Below are 20722 nucleotides of genomic sequence, written 5' to 3' on the forward strand. Positions count from 1 at the left end.
ACCCATTTTTTCCGTTTCCCCATCAAGGAGTTCGCCCGTGAGTCCGCTTCGCCCCCACACGGTTCTGCGCGCGGTGCTCGCCGCCCTGGCCTTCCCGGCCCTGGCGGGGGCGGCCGGCACGCCCGCCGGCACCGCCATCCGCAACCAGGCGAGCACCACCTTCAGCCCGCCGGGCGCGTCGGATCAGGTGCAGGTGGACAGCAACGCCGTGGTCACGACCGTGCAGGCCGTGTGCGCCGTGAGCGTGTCGCCGGACGGCACCGCCGCGCGGCCTGCGCGGGTGCAGGCGGTGCGGGCCGGCGAGAGCGCCGTGTTCGCGTACACGGTCGTGAACGCCGGGAACGCCGCGCAGACCTTCGCGCTGTCCGGCACCGTCGGAGCTGACAGCACGGTCACGCCCCCCCTGCGGCTGGTGCTGGACGCCAACGGCAACGGCCATCCGGACGCGGGCGAGCCGGACGTGAGGGCGGTGACCCTGGACGCGGACGCCACGGCGGCCGTGCTGCTGGTCACCGGCGGGAGCGGCCCGGGCGACGCGTGGGTGAACGTGGGCGCCGCGTGCCCCGGCGGCCCCGAGGACACCGACAACGTCTCGCAGCTGCACGTGGGGCCACCCGCCGACCTGGCCCTCGGCAAGACCTTCACGCCCGCCGTGCTGAGCCCCGGGCAGGAGACGGCGGTGGCCCTGCGCGCCGTGAACGGCGGAGCGGGCGACAGCCGCGCGCTGGTGCTCGCGGACGACCTGAGCGCGCAGGCGGCGGCGGGTCTGGTGTTCGTGCCGGGCAGCGCCGCCGCCAGCCGCGGCAGCGTGGAGTACAGCCCGGACGGCGTGACGTGGAGCGCGCAGGAGATCACGCCGGTGCGCGCCGTGCGCGTGCGCGTGGACTCCCTGGCGCCCGGCGAGACCCTGCGCGTGGACTTCCGCATGCGCGCCCAGGCCGCCGCCGAGAACCATGTCATCGCCAACACCGTCACGCTGAGCGATGGCGACGCCCCGCTGAGCGCCACGGCCAGCGCGGACGTGCGCTACACGCCCGCCGTGGCCCTCGGCCCGGTCGGCAACGCGCAGGCCTCCGAACTCGGCCCGGACGACGGGCAGAGCCGGCCGCTGGCGGCGCTGGGCCAGACCGTGTGCTTCGACCACACCCTGCTGAACACCGGCGACGTCCGCGACGCGTACACCGTGACCGTGGACGTCGCCGGGGCGACGGTGACGCTGCTCAGCGCTGACGGTGCGCCGCTCGCGCAGCCCGTGGGGCTCGATCCCGGCCAGAGCGCGCCCGTGCGCGTGTGCTACGTGCCCACGCAGGCCGGAGCGCTCGCCGCGACCGTCACCGCGACCGGGGCGCGCGGTCCTTACAACGCCACCCGCGACGTCATCGCGCGGGTCGAGGCGCAGCTGCCGCAGCTCGAGAAGTCCGCCGTGGCGACCACCACCGCCCCCGACGGCAAGGCCGTCACGATTCCGGAGGGCGGCACCGTGACGGAGGGCGACACCATCACGTACACCCTGCGCGTGCACAACCCCTACGCGCGGGCGCTGAGCGGCGTGGCGCTGCGCGACGCCGTGCCCGCGCACGTGGACGTGACGGACGCTGGCGGCGGCAGCGTGAGCGGCGTGCCCGGGCAGCAGGTGGTGGAGTGGACGCTCGCCGCCCTGGACGCCGGGGAGACCCGCGCCGTGACCCTCGTAACCCGGGTGAGCGCGCGCGCCACCGACGGCGAGGCGCTGCTGAACACCTTCACCTTCCGCAGCGCCGAGCTGCCGGGCACGCTGGAGAGCAACCGCGTGAGCACCGCCGTGTGGTCGGCGCGGCTGGCAATCACCAAGACCGTCAGCGCCACGGAGGCGACGTACGGCGACGTGCTCACCTACACCCTCCAGATCACCAACGCCTCGGCCACCACCGACATCCGTGACGCCGTGATCACCGACTCGCCGGTGGCCGGGCTGGCGTACGTGCCCGGCACCAGCGCCCTGGACGGCGCCGCGCTGGCCGACCCGGACCCCGCGGGCAACACGCTGCGCTGGCACGTGCCGCTGCTGGCGGCGGGCAAGACCGTGGCCCTCACGTACCACATGCGCGTGACGCCGGCCGCCAGCGGTGACCTCGTGAACGTCGTGGAGGTCACGGGCACAGGGGGCGGCGGCACTGCCCGCGCGGTCGCGAGTAACCGCGCCACTGCCGTGACGAAGCTGAACGTGCTGCGCTTCGCGCCGCTGTCGGACATCGTGGGCACGGTCTATGTGGACCGCAACCGCAACGGCCGCTTCGACGCCGGGCTCGACACGCCGGTGCCGCGCGCCCGCATCCTGCTCGCCGGGGGCCGCCAGGCGATCACCGACGACCAGGGCCGTTACTCGTTCCTGAACGTGCCCAGCGGCACGCAGGCGCTGCGCCTCGACCCGGGCACCACGCCGTACCCGCCGCTGAACGTGGCGCGGGGCGGCGGCCTGAGCGGCACGCAGACCGTGACCGTGAGCGGCCTGACCGGGGTGGACTTCCCGCTCGCCCCTCTGGGCGGGGATATCAGCGCGCTGCGCCGTACGACGCTGCGTATGGGCGACGTGCGCGTCGAGAAGACCGTGTACGCCGTGGACGGCGGCTACGCGGTCACGCTGACGGTCCGCACGCCGCGCCCGCTGACCGGCGTGAGCCTCGTCGATCCCCTTCCGGCGGGGGCCGTGCTGAAAGACGGTGGACAGACCTACGCCGGTACGCTGCCCGCGGGTGACACCACCCTGACGTACACCTTCGCCTGGAGCGGAGATCCCCGCAACGCCACCACGGACCCCACCCTGACCTGGACGCCCTGATGCCCACCGACCCCGTTCGCCTCGCCACCGCCCTGACGGCCCTGCTGGCCGCCGGGGCGGGCGCCGGCGCGCAGGACACCGGGAGCGCCACCACGCTGCCGCTGACCAGCGTGGGCAAGCCGCTGATGTGGTCTGTCGGGGACCAGCAGCTGCGGCTGGACGTGCCGGTGGCCGGCCGGGTGCGGCTGGAACTGTACTCGCCGCGCCTCGACCCGGCCGACTACCGCGGCGACACGTACTACGGTGACGAGCGCTACGTGCCGGGCGAGAGTGTCACGACGACCTTCACGCTGCTCGACGAAGCGGACCAGCCGGTGCTGACGCGGACGTACACGCCGGGCGCGCAGGAGTGGGACACGCTGCTCGACCGCGAGCTGCCTGCCGGGCAGTACCGGCTGCAGGCGAGCACCCAGGGCCACGCGAAGAACACCTTCGCGGTGCGGCTGGGCGGCGTCAGCGCGGCCCTGAGCGCCGACACGCTGACCGTGAACATCCACTCGCGCGAGTGGGTGCCGGCCCTGAAGCTCACCCTGGACGGCCAGCCGCACGTGCTGCGCATGTACGACGGCGACGGCCCCGAGGAACTCGACGCGCGGCTGCGCGCCGACGACGGTACCGTCTACCCCCTGCCGGTCAGCGCGGACCTGGACGAGGTGGACCTGCCGCTGCCGCTGCGCGCCGGCGGGTACACGCTGGAACTGCGTCAGCCGCCCGCGGCGCGCCAGTTCAGCAACACCGTCGGCTTCCGCGTGACCCGCGCCGGCCAGCCCACACCGATCACGCTGGGCCGCGTGGACCGCACCGGCACGCTGAAGGTCAGCGCGCAGCTCGTGCTGCCCGGCGGCGCGCAGCCCACCGGTGCGGACGTGCTGATCGGCGCGGTGCCCACGCGCGTGGACGGCCAGCTCACGCAGACGGTGCCGGCCGGGCGCTACGCCGTGACGCCGGCCGCCGTGCCCGGCGCGCAGGTCGAGGCGGGTCCCGCCGTGGACGTGCCCGAGCACGGGCAGGCCGAGGCGACCGTGCGCGTGCGCCCGCAGGTGCAGCTGAGTGTCGCCGCCGACAAGACCGTGGTGTGCCCCGGCGACACCGTGACGGTCACCGCCCGCGCGGACACGGCCTACGCGGGCGAGCTGCCGCTCGACCTGAGCGTGGACGCGCCGGGCCTGACCCTGCACACGCCGGCCGCCGTGCAGGGCACCCTGACGGCGGGCACGCCCGGCGAACTCGTCGTGACCGGCACCGCCACGCAGGCCGGGCCGCTGACGGTCCGCGCGGTGCTGGCCGGGTGGAACCAGACCCGCGACGTGCACGTGGATGTCCGCCCCGACGCGACCAGCGTGACCCTCCAGCGCGCGCCGCTGGGCCCCGCGACCGTCGGCGACGTGATCCCGGTGCGCGTGACGGTCACGAACACCGCCGGCGTGCCCGTGCCGTTCCTGCTGCACGACCAGCCGGGCGCAGGCCTGGAAGCGATGGAGCGCGCGGAACTGGACGGCACGCTCCTCCCCGGCGAGAGCCGCACCCTGGCGTACTCCGCCCGCGTGACGCAGCCCGGCGAGTTGCGCGCCGAGGCGTCGCTGGTCAGCGAGGGCTGCGCCGCCACCCAGACCGTGCAGGGCACCGTGCTCGCCCACGCCGCGCCGCAGCCCGCGCCCGCCGCGCCCACGCCGGTCGTGGACGCTCCCGCGCCGGCCGAAGCCGTGACCGTGCCCCTCCCGTCCCCGGCGGCCGCGCCGGCCCTGCCCGCCGTGGAGCGCGTCAGCACCGTCACGCTGCCGTTCGACGCGCCGGGGCAGGCGCGGGAACTCGTGGTCGCGCAGGCGATCCCGGACGGCGCGGCGCTGGTGCCCGGCAGCAGCCGCGTGGACGGCGAGGTCGTCGCGGACCCGCTGCGCGGCCCGAGCGGCGTGGCGTACTGGACCCTGCCGCAGCGCAGCGCCGCGAAGGCCACCGTGCGCGGCGCCGTGACCTACGACCTGGCGCACACGGTGGCGCTGGCCGACCTGCCGGCCCCGGCCCTGCTCGCCCGTTACGCCGGCGACCGCAGCGAAGTGCTGATGGGGCAGCTCGACCAGGCCGACCTGAAGGCCGCCGCGCCGCAAGGCAGCGCCGAGAGCGCCACCGAGAACAGTGGGGCCATCAAGCAGCCGCTGGACGGTAGCCTGATCCGCGTGCGCGACCGCATTGCCGTGGTGGTCGAGCAGGCCGCCGGGCAGAGCGGCGCGCTGAGCGTGAACGGGCAGGTCGTGGGCGGTGACCGCATCGGCGAGATCACCGAGGACGGCGTGCGCGGCGTCACGCGGATCACCTACGTGGGCGTGCCGCTGCGGCCCGGCCCGAACACGTTGCAGCTCGGCACCGACACCGTCACCGTCCACCTCGCCGGGCCGACCGCGCAGCTCCGGGTGCAGCCCGAGCAGCTCGTCGCGGACGGCAGCACGCCCCTGCGCGTGCGGTTCCGGGCGCTGGACGCCTACGGCCACACCAGCGCCCAGACGACCGTGAGCCTGCGCAGCACCCTGGAGATCACCACCCCGGACGCCGCGCCCGGCGAGAGCGGCTTCCAGCTGCGGCTGGTGAACGGCGAGGGCGTGCTGGAGCTCCAGCCGCAGTCGTCGCCCACCACCCTGACGCTCGACGTGCTGGACGGCGGGGCGGTGCAGCCCTACACCTTCGAGGTGCGCCCCGACGGCCACCGCGTCGGCGTGGGCATGCTGAGCGCCACGCTGGGGCTGGACGGCCACCTGAGCGTGGCGGACGACCTGCGCGTGCAGGCCCGTGCGTCGCTGGAGACCCCGCTGGGCAGCGGCAAGCTGTACGTCGCGGCCGACACGGGCGGTCTGCCCACCGACCGCGATCCGCTGCAGCGCAACGCCGTGTCCGGCGACCGCAGCACCGAGAGCGCGCCCCTGCAGGGGCTGGACCCCGTGGCCCTGACCTACGACCATCCGGACTTCCGGGTGGACTACCGGCAGAGCAGCGTGCCCGTCGACGTGCTGCCGGTGGGCGAGCAGCTCACGGCGCTGACCGCGTCCAGCAAGGGCGCGGCGCGGGTATCGGGCTTCGTGGCGCTGGTGCCCGAGGACCGCGTGACGGGCCAGCGTATCGTGCCCGAGGGCACCCGCCTGCTGCGCCTGCCGACCGGCGGCATCGAGGACGGCAGCGAGACCCTGACGCTCCTCACGCGCGAGCACGGCACCGGCAAGGAACTGCGCCGCTTGACGCTGCGCCGCAACGTGGATTACCTGCTCGACGTCCGCACCGGCATCATCACCCTGGCGCGCGCCCTGGACCCCGTGGACGCCGACCTGAACGACGTGGTGGTGGTCGCCGACTACCGCCTGCAGAGCGCGCTGGGCCACCGGACGCTCGCAGCGGGTGCGCAGTTCCGGTACACGGCCCGCACGTACTCGGTCGGCGTGGCGGCCGTGCGGCTGGACGACGCTGTGACGGTGGGCGCGCGCGCCACCTACGACGACGGCACCGTGCGCGCCGACGGCCTGCTCGCGTACTCCGGCGGCCTGCAGGCCAGTGTGGACGCCGGCGTGAAACTCGGCGCCGACACCGCCGTCGCGGCGAAACTGCGCTACCAGGACGCGGGCTACGCGGGCCTGGCGCCCATCGCGCCGGGCCTGACGGTCGGGGTGGACGCCACCCGCCGGATCAGCCCGACCCTCACGGCGAGCGCGCAGGCCGAGTACCACGACACCGGCGCCGACGCGGCCCGCGTTCAGGGCGGCAGCGTGACCGCCCGCGCCGACTATCAGCTCGCGCCGTTCACCGTCGGGGCCGGCCTCAAGAGCGCGTTCGGCGATCAGCACGGTCTGGCCGCCGTGGTCGGCGTGGGCTACCACCGCTCTCCCGTGGACGTGGACATAACGCACAGCCAGCCGCTGGGGGGCGCCGGTGGCACGCTCGACTCCACGACCACCGTCACCACCCGCTACGCGCTGACGGACACGCTCACGCTGGGCCTGACCGACCAGCTCAACTGGCGCACCGGGAACACGGCCGCCGTGACGCTGGACTCCACGCTGGGCGCCACCAACTACGCCGCCACCTACGACCTGCCGGGCAGCGGCGGGCAGGGCAACCGTGCGCGCTTCGGCGTGACCACCGCCCTGCCGCTGGGCGAGCGGCTCTCGGCGGGCCTGCGCGGCTCGGCCACCTACGACCTGAACGCGGCGCGCGGCGAACTCGGCGCGGGCGCGGACCTGCACTACACGTCGGACGGCGTGGTCGCCACGACCGGCACCGACGTCACCGTGGGCGCGCGGGGCTTCGGGGTGGTGCTGCGCGGCGGCGTCAGCGGCCGCCTGACGGACCAGCTGACCGTGACGGCCGACGGCCTGGTGGAATTCGGGGCGGGCAAGGGGGGCGTGCGCGCCGCCGTGGGCTACGCGTACCGCAGCGCGGCCCTGAACTCGCTCGGCACCGTCCGCTACGTCACGGGCACCCTGGCGGGCGGCGCGCCGGAATTCAGCAGCACGCTCGCCGCCGAGTACCGCCAGGCGAACTGGGCGGTGCGCGGCGGCCTGGACACCCGCACCCTGCTGGACGACCCCGGCAGCTTCACCCTCCAGGGCAGCGTGGGCGCCACCGTCTACGTCACGGACTACTTCGGGCTGGGCGCGTGGGGCCGCGCGGTCACCCAGCCCGGCAGCCACACTGCCCAGTACGGCCTGGGCCTGGAGGCCAGCGTGCGCGCGCTGCCCGGCACGTGGATCACCGCCGGCTACAATCCGGTCGGCTTCGACGGCGTGGGCACCACCTACACCAAGAGGGGCGCGTACCTGCGCGTGGACCTCACCCTGGACGACTCGCTGCTGTCCGGCCAGAACGCCGACGCCGCCCAGCCCTGAGCGGCGGTCCGTGGCGTCCCGGGAGGTCTTGGGCCGCAGGTCATGTAAGCGCGGTGCAAGACCTCCCGGGGCACACTCCGCTCATGCTGCCCGCTCCCTGCTCCGCCCCGGACGTCCCGGCATGACGGCCGTGTGGCGCGCCCTGCGCGGCGTGCTGGTGGCCGCGCTGGGCGTGGGCGGCAGCGCGCTGGCCGACACGCCGCTGTCGAGCACGCCCACCTACAAGTTCCAGGGCCGCATCGACTACGTCACCACCGGCGCGACCTTCCGCACCAAGCGGAACTCGGCCACCGCATCGGACGCCTGCGCGGTGGGCACCACCGCCACGTCGCAGGCGGTGAGCGGCGTTCCGGCGGGCGCGAGCATCCGCAGGGCGCTGCTGTACTGGGCGGCCTCCGCCACCCGCACCGGCGACACCGACACCGTACCCGGCACGGTCGTGAACGACACCACAGTCACCTTCGATGGGCAGCCGGTGAGCGCCACGACCACCTACACCGACAGCGCGCCGGTGCCCACCGCAGCGGCCCCGACCGGCTACAACAGCTTTTTCAGCAACGTGGCCGACGTCACCGCGTACGTCGCCGGCCTGGGCAGCCCCAACAAGACCTACAGCATGACCGGCCTGACCATCCAGGCGGCCGATGTGGGCACCGCCAGCGCGACCCGGCCCGCCCGCTCGTCGGGGCACTGCGCGTACGCCACGGTGCTGGGCGGCTGGGGCCTGTACATCATCTACGACGACCCCAGCACCACCTACAAGAACCTGGTGATCTACGAGGGCTTCGAGCGCAGCCAGAACACCAACGTCAGCCGCACCATGACCGGCCTGCGCGTGCCCACCACGTTCTCCGCCCGCACGTCCATCCTGGCGTGGGAGGGCGACGAGACGCTGAACGTCAACACGTCCACGAACGTCGCCGAGGCGCTGAGCTTCGGGGCGGGGCAGACGCCCTCGGCCATCACCAACGTCTTCAACGTCGGCGGCGCCGGCAGCGGCGCGCGGCAGGGCATCTTCAACTCGACCATCAGCACCGGCCAGAGCGGCGGCACCACCGCCGCCGCCACCGGCCGCGACGACGCCTACGGCGTGGACTTCGACACCTTCGACGTGACGAACAAGGTCAGCACCGGGGCCACCAGCGCGACCATCAATATCGTCGGCAGCCAGGACCTGTTCTACCTGAGCAGCGTGCCCATCCTGGTCACCAGCGGCGTGGCCGACCTGTCGCTGACCAAGACCGTCAGTAACGCCACGCCGGTGCTGGGCAGCACCGTCACGTACCGCGTGACCCTCAGCAACGCCGGTCCGGACCCGGTGTCGAGCGCGGTGGTGCCGCCGGAGAACGTGGTGGTCACGGACGCGCTGCCCGCCGGCCTGACGTTCGTGTCGGCCAGCGCCAGCAGCGGCAGCTACAGCGCCGCGACCGGGCAGTGGTCGCTGCCGGAACCCGTGGCGAACACGTCCAGCACGCTGGACATCACGGCGACCGTCACGGGCACCGGCACCATCACCAACGTGGCCGAGGTGGCCAGCAGTCCGCAGCCCGACAGCGATTCCACGCCGGACAACGGCGCGGCCGGCGAGGACGACTACGCCAGCGCGCCCATCACGGTCGTGCGCCCGCTCACGGTCAGCAAGGCCTTCTCGCCCGCGAGCGTGACGGCGGGCGGTGTCAGCACCCTGAGCGTCACGGTCACGAACCCCAGTCCTTTCGCGGCGAGCGCCCTCGCGGTCACGGACGACCTCGCGGGCACCATGGGCCTGTCGCGGCCCCTGCCGCTGCGGCTCAGCGCGACCACCTGCGGGGGCACGGTCACGACCTCTGCCGGCAGCGTCACGCTCACGGCGGGCGGCGCGGCGACCGAGAGCAGCGACGGCGTGCTGAAACTGGCAGGCGGAACGCTGGCGGCCGGGGCGTCGTGCACCCTGAGCGTGCAGGTCACGGTGCCGGACGCCGGCGCGGCCACGCGCACCAACACCATTCCTGCCGCGAACGTCACTGCGACGGTCAGCGGCCAGGCGGTCACGGCCGCCGCGAGCGCCACCGCCGCCCTGACCACCACGGCGAGCAGCGCCGGCGCGGCCCTGACCTGCGACGCCCGCTTCTACCAGCTGCGGCAGGACGCCGCCACGCTGCTCACGACCCTGTACGTGCTCGACCGCCGCACCGTGGCGTCCGGCGGCGCGCCGGTGTGGAGCGCCGGCTTTGGCCCCGGCCTGAACGCCCTGGCGTTCAACAAGGCCGACGGCTACTTCTACGCGGTGAACAGCACACCCTTCGCCAGCGGCACCCCGTTCCGGCTGTACCGCCTGGGCGCGGGCGGCGCGGTCGAGGTGAGCGGCGCGGCCCTGGGCATCCCCGCCGGGTCGAGCGTGGCCGCCGCGACCATCGACGCGGGCGGCACGCTGTACATCAAGAAGGCCGCCAGCGACGCCGTGCTCTACAAGTACGCCATCGCGTCGGGCACGGCCGGCACCGTGACACTGAGCAGCGCCGTGGCCCTGAACGACCTGGCCGTGAACCCGGTGGACGGCGCGCTGTACGGGGTCTCCACCCCCGGCGGCGTGTACCGCATCACCGCCAGCAGCGGCGCCGTCACGCTGAGCGGCAGTCCGGCCGCGGCCGCCACCGACGGCTCGAACGCCCTGGGCAGCGCCTTTTTCGACGTCACCGGCACCCTGTACGCCGCGCAGCACGGCGGCACCTTCGGCACCGTGAACCTGGGCACCGGCGGCTTCACCGCCCAGGGCACGGCCGGCAGCGCTCCCCAGGCCGACGGCGCGTCGTGCGTGTTCCCGGACAACCGCATCGACGTCGTGAAGTCGGTGGGCAGCGTGAGCGCGCAGAGCGCCACCACCTTCGACGTCCCCTACACCGTGACCGTGAAGAACACCGGCCCGGTCAGCGACCCGAACGTGCAGCTCACCGAGAACCTCGCGCAGACCTTCAGTGCGGGCAGCCCGGCGCTGAGCATCGTCGCCGGCCCGGCCGTCACGTCCGGCAGCGCCACCGTGAACGCCGGCTTCACCGGCACCGGCGATACCCGCCTGCTGTCGGGCACGACCGCGCTGGCGGCCGGAGCGAGCGTGACCGTGACCTTCACCGTGCGCGTCACGTACTCCACGCAGGCCAGCGTGCCCGCCAGCACCACCACGCTGAACAACAGCGTGATCGCCACCAGCGCCAGCACCGCGCCGAACGACGGCTACGCCGGCGGCCTGCCGCCCGTGGACGTGCTCGCCACCGACACGTCCACGAACGCTGCCGCGCCGCCCGCCACCGCGAACGGCGACGCGGCCGGCCCCACGCCCGTGACCCTGCCCACCGTGGCCGACCTGACGCTGACCAAGACCGACGGCGTGGGCAGTGTGGCCGCGCTGGGCACCACCACCTACACCATCACCCTGACGAACAGCGGCCCCGGCAGCGCGAACGGGACGGTTCTGACGGACCCGGCCGCCGCCGGCCTGACCAAGACCGGCGTGAGCTGCGCGGCGACCGGGGGGGGCGCGTGCCCGGCCGTCACCGTCGCCGGGCTGGAGGGCGGCGTCACCATCGCCACCCTGCCTGCCGGCGCCTCGGTCACGCTGACGGTGCCCGCAGCCGTGAGCGCCACCACCGGCACCGTCAGCAACAGCGTGAGCGCCACCCTGCTCGCTGGCACCGTGGACCTGACCCCGGTGGGCACCGTGACCGACACCGACACGGTGACGCCGGTGACGGACGTGGCGGTGAGCAAGGCGGTCAGCCGCGCGTACGCCGGCCCCGGCCAGCCGCTCACGTACACCATCCGGGTCTGGAACAACGGCCCCAACGCCGCCAGCAGTGTGAGCCTCACCGACACCGTCCCCGCCGTCCTGAGCGGCGTGACATGGACGTGCGCGGCCACCGGCAGCGCCACGTGCTCGGCTGCGAGCGGCAGCGGCAATACCCTCAGCGTCGGCGCGACCCTGCCGGTGGACAGCGGGGCGGCCACCACCGCCGACACGCAGTACGTGACCGTGACCGTGACGGGCACCTTGAGCAGCGCCGCCAGCGGCACGGTGAACAACACCGCGAGCGTGAGCCACACCAGCGATGCGAACAGCGGGAACAACAGCGCGGCGGCGAGCACGGCCATCGTGGACGCGGTGAACGACAGCGCGGTCACGCTGAGTTACGGGACCGGCGGCACGGTGACGGTGCTGGGCAACGACACGGTGGGGGGGACCGCGGCGACGACGTCCATCAGCGCGGTGACGGTCAGTGCCAACGGGGGCCTGAATGGACTGAGCGTGAACGGGTCGGGACAACTGGTGGTGCCCAGCACCACCGCTGCCGGCACGTACACCGTCACCTACCAGCTGTGCTCGGTCACCGACGCCTCCGCCTGCGACACCGCCACGGTGGGCATCACGGTCGGCGCGGCGCAGGCGAACCTGGGGATCACGAAGACCGGACCCACCTACGCCCAGCCCGGGCAGGACCTCACCTACACCCTGACTGTCACGAACGCCGGACCGGACGCGGCGACCAGCGTGACCCTCACCGACACGCTGCCCGCCGCCCTCACGTACAAGGCCAGCACGCCCGCCGCGTCCGTCAGCGGCCAGACGCTGACGTGGACGGCCGCCAGCCTCGCCAACGGCGCGACCTGGACCGTCAGCGTGACCGCCACCGCGCCGGGCTCTGCCACGCTGGAGAGCACGCCCGCCGCGCGCACCGTCACGAACACCGCCAGCGTCACGGGCGCCACCGCCGACCCGGCCAGCAGCAACAACAGCGCCGCCGTGACCACCGCGATGGTCTACGGCACGCTCGGCAAGACCGTGCGCAACGTCACGACCGGCTCGGCCTTCACCACGTCGGGCGGCGGCCTGCCCGGTCAGGTGCTCGAATACTGCATCGCCTACGGCAATTTCGGCGGCGCCGCCCTGCCGAACTTCACCATCACCGATCACGTGCCGGGCACCACCACCGCGCTGCCCTTTGCCTACGACGCCGACGAGCCCAGCGCCGTCACCGGCTTCGGCGTGAAACTCGTGCGCGGCGGCGTGACCACCTACCTCAGCAGCGCGGCCGACACCGACGCCGGCGCACTGAGCAGCGCGGGCGGGACCTACGCCCGCGGCACCATGAGCGCCGCGCTGGGCACCCTGAACCCCGGCGAGAGCGGCAGCGCGTGCTTCCAGGTCACCATCCGCTGACCGCCCCCCGCGCCGCGCCCCACTACAATCCGGACCGTGACCGCGCCCACCCCCCCCACGGACCACCTGCGCGGCGTGCTGCTGCTGATCCTCGTGACGGCGATCTGGGGCAGCACCTTCGCGGTCGTCAAGACCCTCGGCGAGACCATGAGCGCCCCCGCCGTGATCGCGTGGCGCTTCGTGATCGCCACCGTGGCCCTCACGCCGCTCGTGTGGGCGACCGCGCGCCGCCGCCCGCCCACCCCGGCGCCGCCCGGCCGGAACCTGTGGCACGGCGGCGTGCTGCTCGGCGCGTGGCTGATCGCCAGCTACGGCACGCAGACCATCGCCCTGCAGACCACCAGCGCCAACCGCGCGGCGTTCTTCACCGCCCTGAGCGTGGTCATGGTCCCGGTATGGCTCGCCGTCGGCCAGCGTCGCCGCATGCCCCTGACCCTGTGGCTGGCCCTGCCGCTCGCCGTCGGCGGCCTCGCCCTGCTGTCGTGGGAGGGCGGCCGCCTCGTGATCGGGGACGTGTGGGCGCTGGGCTGCGCGTTCACGTACGCCGGCTACATCGTGATCCTGGAACGCCTCGCGCACCGGCACGCCGCGCTGCCGTTCACGCTGGTGCAGCTGGTCGTCGTCAGTGTCCTCGCCGCGGTCTGGCTGCTCCTCAGCGGCGAGCCCCTGCTGCCCCCGCCGGGCAGCTGGTGGCCTCTGGCGTACCTGGGCGTGGCCGCCACCGCCGTCACCACCCTCCTCCAGACGGTCGGGCAGCGCCGCGTCAGCGCGGCCGAGGCCAGCTTGATCTACGCGCTGGAACCCGTCACCGCCACGATCTTCAGCTTTCTGCTGCTGGGCGAACGCGTCGGCCTGCGGGGCGCCCTGGGCGGCGCTCTGGTCGTGGTCGCCACCGTGCTCAGCCAGCGCGGCACCGTGGACGCGCCGCCCCACGCCGAGACGCCCGCTCCCCAGAGCGAGTAGGGGACGTCACCGCGGTCCTGCGTTCCGGGCTCAGGCGATGTGGCGATCGGCGGTCAGAAGCCGCGCACCTGATCCGGGATCAGCAGGGTCTTCACGGCCACGCCCGATCCCCACACGCCCCGCAGCGCGTTCTTCACGGCCGAATTCCGCACCGCGTCGTAGATGGCCGGCGGCAGGCTCGGCGACGGGTACGTGCCCTGCGGCCCCCGCGTCGTGACCTGAACATCCAGCGGAAAGCTCAGGGCGGCCGTGCACACCAGCAGCCCGCCCAGCAGGAACCCGCCCAGCGCGCCCGGCGCCATGTGCCACGGCTGCTCCAGCGGTGCGGGAATCAGGCGGCTGATCGCCACCGCCATCCCCGCACTCAGCATCAGCGCGATCAGGGCCGCCGCCAGCGGACTGCCGGACAGCGAATTTGCCAGGAAACACAGCGCGATGCCCGACAGGCCCCACGCCAGGCCCGACAGGCCCCGCCGCGCGCCCAGGGCTGTCAACAGCGCCCAGAGCGTGATGAGCAGCGCGTCAAACCAGGTGATCACGCCGCGCAGTGTAGTCCAGCCCGACTTACAGTTTCCTGCTGCGTCCAGCACTCCCGACTGCGCCACATGACGTGTTCTCCGGCTGTCCGGGTGACGGACGCGCGGCGCCCGGCCACGCGCAACACTGCGGTCATGGACGACCACGCCCTTTCCCGGCACCTCTCCTTCCTCCTGCGCCACGCCCCGCACGACGCGGGCGTCACCCTCGGCCCCGGCGGCTGGGTGCCCCTCGCGCCCCTGCTCGCCCACCTCAACGTCACCCGCGCCGACATCGAACGCGTCGTGGCCGGCAACGACAAGCGGCGCTTCGCCCTGCTGGGCGACACCATCCGCGCCAACCAGGGGCACAGCGTCCCCGTCGATCTGGACCTCCAGCCTGCCACCCCGCCCGACCTGCTCTACCACGGCACCCACGCCGCCGCCCTGCCCGCCATCTGGCAGGGCGGCCTGCGCCCCATGACCCGTCACCACGTCCACCTGTCGCCCGATCCGGACACCGCCCGGCGGGTCGGCGCGCGGCGCGGAAGTCCCGTGATCCTCACGGTGCGGGCCGGAGACCTGCATGCGGCCGGGCACACCTTCTCCGTCAGCGAGAACGGGGTGTGGCTGACGGACACGGTGCCTCCGGCGTTCCTGCGGGAGTGAGGGACCGTCGTCGGTCCCGACCCCCGCCCCTGCCCCGGGGGCGCAGGGTGGGCACCCCACTGGCGAGTGCCGGAGAGCGGTGTGCCGCCGCGTTCACCCGGCCGTGAGGCCGATGCGACGCGCCACGGCTGCGTCAGACACGGGGTAGACGCGTTCGGCCGGGAGCAGCAGGCGCTCGGGGAAGGCCGCGAGCCGGCGCTGCTCGATAACGAATGGAGTGATGTCCTCCACCCGGACCAGCCACTCGTCACTGAAGCGGCGTCACGTCTCGCCGCGCAGGCCCAGCTGGAGGGCCCAGCGGGCCACCGGCCGGCCGTCAGGCGCGTGATCGGGGTCCCATTGCAGCCGGACGTCCGACCGCGCCACGGCGCTGCGCCAGGCTTCGGGCGTCAGGTGTGGAGCGCCGCTCAGCGACGACGCCACCGCGTCCCGCAGGAGCGAGTCGAACTCCGCGCGTGGAAGGGTCAGGGCCAGGACGCGTTCCTGGCCGGCCTTGCTGGCCCAGCCGGAGCGGTACATCATCCACAGGAAGTTCGGTTTGATCCAGCTCATCCGCGTGAAGCTGAAGCTGCCACCGAAGCGCCCCCGGTTGACCGCAAAGGTGGCGATCTCGGGCCGGTAGGCCTGGTACACGACGATGTGGTGGTCGTCGAAGTGGGCCAGGATGTGCCGTCCCTGCGCGGGCCAGCGGGCCGATTGCAGCGTCAGCGGTTCGGTACGGAGGAGCATCCCTCACTGTGTCTGTTCCAGGTCCGGTTCCCAAGCGCCGTGTGGCCTAGCCGTGCTGCCGGACGCTAGCCTCAGGTCATGGATCTCGCCCAGGCCCGCGCCGCCCTGAAGTCCGCGTCCCGCGTGGCCGTCCTGACCGGGGCGGGCGTGAGCGCCGAGAGCGGGATTCCCACCTTCCGGGACGCGCAGACGGGGCACTGGGCGCGCTTCCGGCCGGAGGACCTCGCCAGCCCCGGCGCGTACTCCCGCGACCCCGACATGGTGTGGGAGTGGTACGCCGGGCGCTACCGGGACGTGCTGGCCGCCCGGCCAAACGGCGCGCACCTGCTGCTGGCGCGACTGGAGCGGGAGAAGGGCGCGGGGTTTTTCCTGGCGACGCAGAACGTGGACGGCCTGCATGGACGCGCCGGGAGCGGAGCGGGCGGCGGGCGGATGGTGGAGCTGCACGGGACCCTGCTCTCCGCGCGGGACGAGGTGACGGGCGAGGTCTTCCCGCTGCCCGCGCCGGACGTGCTGGTCACGCCGCCCGTCTCGCCCAGCGGGAACCGCATGCGGCCGAACGTGGTGTGGTTCGGGGAATACCTGCCACAGGACGCGCTGGACGCGGCCACGCGGGCTTTCCAGGCCGCGGAGGCCGCCCTGATCGTCGGGACGAGCGGCGCCGTGTACCCGGCGGCCGGTCTGGCCGGGGAAACCCTGTTCGCGGGCGGCACCGTGATCGAGGTCAACCCGGACGACACGGAGCTGTCGCGCCACATGACGTACTGCGTGCGGGACGTCGCGTCCCGCGGCCTGGCCGCGCTGATGGAGGACGGGGCTATGCTCGGGGCATGAGCCAGGCCACCCGCCATGCCCGCGCGTTCCAGTCCCACCGCGCGGCCCTGATCGACCTGTACGCGCAACTTCCCGACGAGCACGCGACTTTCAAGGCCTGGGAGGAGGGCATGACCTTCCTGCGGCTGGCCGATCACCTGTCCGGCAGCGTGGGCCGCGTGCCCGCTCTGCTGGAGGGCCGGCAGCCGGACGCGCCCGCCGCACCCAGCGCCACCCTGGCCGACGCGCAGGCCCGGCTCCAGGCCACGCTGGACATGTTCGTGACCACGGCCTCGGCCCTGTCGGACGACGACCTGCAGCGGCGCATTCCGGCGTTCGGCCGTGAGCTGCCGGTGTGGACGATGCTGGACTTCATCACGCAGCACGAAGCGCACCACAAGGGACAGGCGTGGATGATGGCCCGCATGGTGGGCGTGCAGCCCCCGATGTTCGTGAAGCTGGGCTGAGTGCGGCCTCGGGAGCAGGGAACGGCGACTCCCGGCTGACTCCGGCGGGCGTGGCCGCGCCGCACTCAGCGCAGGACGCGCAGGTATGCCTGCCACGGCCCGACCGCGTTCCGCTGGACGCCAGCCAGCGTGCGCGCGATCTGCACCACGTGGTCTAGGTCGTGCGCCACCCATGTCGCCAGGAGCTGTCCGGCCGTCACCTTGCCGAATTCCGGGTGGTGGCCCGTCCGGCGCAGGTCGGCCGCCGTGAGGCGCAGCGTCTCCAGGCGGGTCACGCACTCCCGGCGGACGGCTGCGAACTCGTCGAGCAGGTCATCCGGGGTCCGTCCGCCGCTCGCTGCCAGGTGCGCGAAACGGTCGAAAGGTGGGAACGTGCCGTCCCCGTGCAGGATGGTGTGCAGGCGTGGCAGCCAGTTCGTGCGGTCCGCGTGGCTCAGGTGGGCGACCACCTCTGGGGGCGTCCATGTGCCGGGGCCCTCGTCCGCCTGCGTCCAGGTCGGCCCCAGGCCGCGCAGCAGGGCGTCCAGCGTGCCCGGCGTGCGCCGCAGGACCGGGACGGCGTCCTCCACTTGGAACTCCATGCCCGGAGTGTAGGCCGGCCAGACCTGACCGCGGGGGCCACACGCCGGCCTCCCGTGCGTGTGGCCCCCGCGGCCGGCGCGGCGCCTCAGTTGATCATCTTGGTCTTGTTGGTCATGAAGTCCATCAGGACGTACTGCCCGATGTTGTGCGGCGTGGTGAAATAGGCTTTGCCCTTGGTCATCTCGGAGACCCGGCGCACGAAGCCCACCAGTTCGGGGTCGCGCGCAAGCATGAAGGTGTTCACCTGAATCCCGCTGCGCCGGCAGTTGGCGACCTCGCGCAGTGTGGCCCCCAGCACGTAGGGGTCGAGGCCGTAGGCGTTCTTGTAGATGCGGCCGTCGGGCAGCGTGAGGGCCGAGGGCTTGCCGTCGGTGATCATCACGATCTGCTTCATGTCCTTGTTCTCGCGCTTCAGGAGCTGCTGCGCCAGCCGCAGGCCGCCGGCCGTGTTCGTGTGGTACGGCCCGATCTGCGCCTGCGCCAGCTTGTGCACCGGCACCTCCTCGGCCGAGTCGTGGAACAGCACGAACTTCACGGTGTCGCCGGGGTACTGCGTACGGATCAGGTGCGCCAGCGCCAGCGCCACCTGCTTGGCGGGCGTGAAGCGGTCCTCGCCGTACAGGATCATGGAGTGCGAGCAGTCCAGCAGCACCACCGTGGCCGCCGAGGAGTTGTACTCGGCCTGCCGGATGACCAGGTCGCCCTCCTCCAGGTTGTCGAAGCCCTTGGAGATCACGTTGCCCAGCGTGGCGGTCGTGTCGAGGTTCATGGTGTCGCCGAACTCGTAGTTCTTGAGTTCGCCGGTCATCTCGACGCCGCTGGCGTACTCGCGGGTGTCGTGCGCGCCCGCGCTGGAGCGGCCCAGGCCGCCCATCAGGTCGCGCAGGCTCTTGTAGCCCAGGAAGTCGATGGACTTGTCGGTCAGCTGGAACTTCGCGTCGCCGGGATCGCCGTTCCCGCCCTGGCCCTCCCCGTCCTCGAACTCCTTGCGGATGAAGCCGTCCTGCTGGAGCTTGTCCATCAGACGCTGGATCTGCTGGCCCAGCGGCGTCTCGCGCACGTCGTCGGCCTGCATGGCTTCCATCAGCTGCTCTTCGGGGATCATGCCCCGCTCGGCGAGGGCCTCCAGGATCGCGTCGAACAGGTCGTCCATGCTGGGCCGGGCGTTGGGGTCCGGGTCGTAGGGGTCGTTCATGCCCTGGCCGAGCAGCGCTTCCTGGATCATCTGCATGAGCTCGCTGGATTCCAGCTGGTCCAGCTCGCCCTCGAACTTGCTGTAGCGGGTGATGCGCGCCATATGGAGCCTCCGTGTGAACAGCATGGCGCGTCCGGCACGGCGCGTTTGTAATCGGCGGTCAGGTATCGCGCCGCGGATGTCCGCTGTGCTCGCCGCGTGCGTCACAATGGCTCCATGACCGCTTCCGTTCCTTCCCTGCGTCCCGACGCCCGCCTCGTGCGGCTCCACGCCGAACGCGGCGATCCCCAGGCCCGTCTGGCGGGCGCGCTGGCCGACCTGGAGGGCGCCGCGTGGGGCGTGCTGCTGCGCGACGAGGCCGCCCTGGCGCGGCAACTCGCGGCCCTGCTCGGCGCGGGCACCCTGCGCGTGGACGCCCGCGTGCGCGTGAACCGCGACGCCCTGGCCGCCGCCGGACTGGCCGCCGCGAGCGTGGACGGCGACTGGCGGGGTGCGCGCGCCGCGTGGCTGCTGGAACCCTCGGGCGCCGACCTGGAGCGCGCCCGCCGCGCCGGGGTGGACGTGATCGTGGACGGCACGCTGGCCCCCGGCGGCGGGTGGCTGACCCAGGGCGCCGCGCTGGTGGTGTACCGCGACAGCGTCACCGTGACCGGCCACGCCGACGCGCCGCTCAGCGCCGTGTTCGGCGCGGGCCGCGCGCCCGAGGTGGCCGCGCCCGCGCCCAGCGACCTGATCGTGGGCCTCGCGCTGCGGGACGTGGCGACACTGCCGCTGCGGCTGGCCCGCGCGGCCCGCACGGTCACGGCCCTCGCGGACCGGCTGGGTGGCGCGGCGCAGGGCGCCGGCCCCACCGCGCTGCTGCTCGCCCCGGACGCCGCGCCGGACTCGGACGCGCCGCTGGGCGGCGTGGTCGCCAGCGCGCGCAGCGTGCCGGGCGGCGTGCTGCTGTGCCCCGGCCTGGAGGAACCCGACACGGCCCTCGCGCTGCTGCGGCAGGACGAAGCGGCCGTGACGGCCCGCCCGGCCGAGCCCCCGCGCCCCGCCGAGGGGCGCCGTGAGGAGCCCCGACGAGAGGAGCCGCGGCGCGACGACTTCCGCCGCGATGGCCGGAGCGGGGGCCGCGACTTCGGGCGCGACCGGGGCGGTCGGGATCGCCGGGACTTCGGCCGCGACGGTGGCGGGCGCGGCGAGCGGCCCGACACGGCGCGCCCCACCCAGCCGGACGTGCCGGAACGCTTTACCTTCGACGCCCCGGATGCGGACGCGGTTCCCAGCGCACCGGCCGCCGAGGAGACGTGGGAGCCGGAGATCGTGTACAGCGACATCGTGCAGCCGCAGGTGAAGCTGCCCATTCCCGTGAGTTCCGGTCCGGACGCCCCCAACCTGGGCGACGAGCTTCCGGACGTCCTGCACCAGCCCGAGCATGTGGCCGCTGCCGACGAGCCCGACACGGCCGAACCCGCGGCGGCCGGGCACGACACCGCCGAAGCGAGCCCTGCGCCGGCACCCGCCACCGATGTCTCGGCCCCCGTGGAGCGCCGCCCTGAGCGCGGGCGCCGGGGCCGGGACCGCACGCCCCCCGCCCCGACCGCCCCCAACGCGGAGGGCACGGCCCCGCTGATCGCCCCGGACCTGCCCGTGCCGACGCCGGGCGACGGTGGCCGGGACGACCCGGCGGCGACCCTCAGCGGCGAGCAGGCGGCCGTCTACGCCCGGCTGCGCGAGTGGCGCAACGCCGAGGCCAAGCGGCAGGAGATCAGCCGCTTCATCATCGCCAGCAACGCCACCCTGGCCGAGATCGCGCGCCGCGTGCCATACACCGAGGCCGACCTGAAGGCGGTCAAGGGCATGGGCCCCGAGCGGCTGCGCAAGTACGGCGAGAAGATCCTGGAAGTCGTGCGCGGCTGACGCGGCG

Annotated in this window: 12 protein-coding genes; 8 read left to right on the forward strand and 4 right to left on the reverse strand. The window is 73.7% G+C overall.

Annotated features, from left to right (window positions below; all coding sequences use genetic code 11):
- Positions 1 to 37 precede the first annotated feature (37 nt).
- The 4 genes from HNQ07_RS07785 (at position 38) to HNQ07_RS07800 (ending at position 13837) form a co-directional block, all read left to right on the forward strand.
- The gene (locus tag HNQ07_RS07785) at positions 38 to 2818 is read left to right on the forward strand and encodes a DUF11 domain-containing protein (RefSeq protein ID WP_184110391.1); all 2781 of its coding nucleotides are present in this window, start codon (positions 38 to 40) and stop codon (positions 2816 to 2818) included.
- On the forward strand, positions 2818 to 7683 hold the full coding sequence (locus tag HNQ07_RS07790; protein WP_184110393.1) for a DUF11 domain-containing protein: 4866 nt from the start codon (positions 2818 to 2820) through the stop codon (positions 7681 to 7683). The genes HNQ07_RS07785 and HNQ07_RS07790 overlap by 1 nt, the downstream gene beginning before the upstream one ends.
- Before the next feature lie 121 nt (positions 7684 to 7804).
- On the forward strand, positions 7805 to 12874 hold the full coding sequence (locus HNQ07_RS07795) for a beta strand repeat-containing protein (RefSeq protein ID WP_184110395.1): 5070 nt from the start codon (positions 7805 to 7807) through the stop codon (positions 12872 to 12874).
- 36 nt (positions 12875 to 12910) lie between these two features.
- Positions 12911 to 13837 (forward strand): DMT family transporter, encoded by a 927-nt coding sequence (locus HNQ07_RS07800; protein WP_229831894.1) that lies wholly within the window; start codon positions 12911 to 12913, stop codon positions 13835 to 13837.
- 53 nt (positions 13838 to 13890) lie between these two features.
- Here the strand turns inward: HNQ07_RS07800 and HNQ07_RS07805 are convergent, their stop codons facing one another.
- Positions 13891 to 14376: a hypothetical protein gene (locus tag HNQ07_RS07805; protein ID WP_308430871.1), complete on the reverse strand. Its 486-nt coding sequence runs from the start codon at positions 14374 to 14376 to the stop codon at positions 13891 to 13893.
- Between the two features lie 132 nt (positions 14377 to 14508).
- On the opposite strand from HNQ07_RS07805, the gene HNQ07_RS07810 reads away from it, so the two are divergent.
- Entirely contained in the window at positions 14509 to 15021 is a 513-nt protein-coding gene (locus HNQ07_RS07810) for an RNA 2'-phosphotransferase (RefSeq protein WP_184110397.1), read from the forward strand.
- Between the two features lie 261 nt (positions 15022 to 15282).
- Here the strand turns inward: HNQ07_RS07810 and HNQ07_RS07815 are convergent, their stop codons facing one another.
- On the reverse strand, positions 15283 to 15750 hold the full coding sequence (locus HNQ07_RS07815; protein ID WP_221274861.1) for a DUF4291 family protein: 468 nt from the start codon (positions 15748 to 15750) through the stop codon (positions 15283 to 15285).
- Positions 15751 to 15828: 78 nt separating this feature from the next.
- Here HNQ07_RS07815 and HNQ07_RS07820 point away from each other — a divergent pair, with 78 nt between their 5' ends.
- Both HNQ07_RS07820 and HNQ07_RS07825 read left to right on the forward strand, forming a co-directional pair.
- Positions 15829 to 16584: a Sir2 family NAD-dependent protein deacetylase gene (locus tag HNQ07_RS07820; protein WP_184110399.1), complete on the forward strand. Its 756-nt coding sequence runs from the start codon at positions 15829 to 15831 to the stop codon at positions 16582 to 16584.
- Positions 16581 to 17030 (forward strand): DinB family protein, encoded by a 450-nt coding sequence (locus tag HNQ07_RS07825; RefSeq protein WP_184110401.1) that lies wholly within the window; start codon positions 16581 to 16583, stop codon positions 17028 to 17030. The genes HNQ07_RS07820 and HNQ07_RS07825 overlap by 4 nt, the downstream gene beginning before the upstream one ends.
- 65 nt (positions 17031 to 17095) lie before the next feature.
- Here HNQ07_RS07825 and HNQ07_RS07830 read toward each other — a convergent pair whose 3' ends face one another.
- Complete coding sequence (locus tag HNQ07_RS07830) at positions 17096 to 17611, reverse strand: DinB family protein (RefSeq protein WP_184110403.1); 516 nt, start codon at positions 17609 to 17611, stop codon at positions 17096 to 17098.
- 86 nt (positions 17612 to 17697) lie between these two features.
- Positions 17698 to 18909 carry a vWA domain-containing protein gene (locus HNQ07_RS07835; RefSeq protein WP_184110405.1) on the reverse strand — a complete coding sequence of 404 codons (1212 nt, stop codon included), beginning with the start codon at positions 18907 to 18909 and terminating at the stop codon, positions 17698 to 17700.
- A 114-nt stretch (positions 18910 to 19023) separates the two neighbouring features.
- Between HNQ07_RS07835 and HNQ07_RS07840 the strand changes: the two genes are divergently transcribed.
- Complete coding sequence (locus HNQ07_RS07840) at positions 19024 to 20715, forward strand: HRDC domain-containing protein (protein WP_184110412.1); 1692 nt, start codon at positions 19024 to 19026, stop codon at positions 20713 to 20715.
- The last annotated feature ends 7 nt before the right edge of the window (positions 20716 to 20722 follow it).

This window comes from Deinococcus metalli, from assembly GCF_014201805.1.
GTDB lineage: Bacteria > Deinococcota > Deinococci > Deinococcales > Deinococcaceae > Deinococcus > Deinococcus metalli.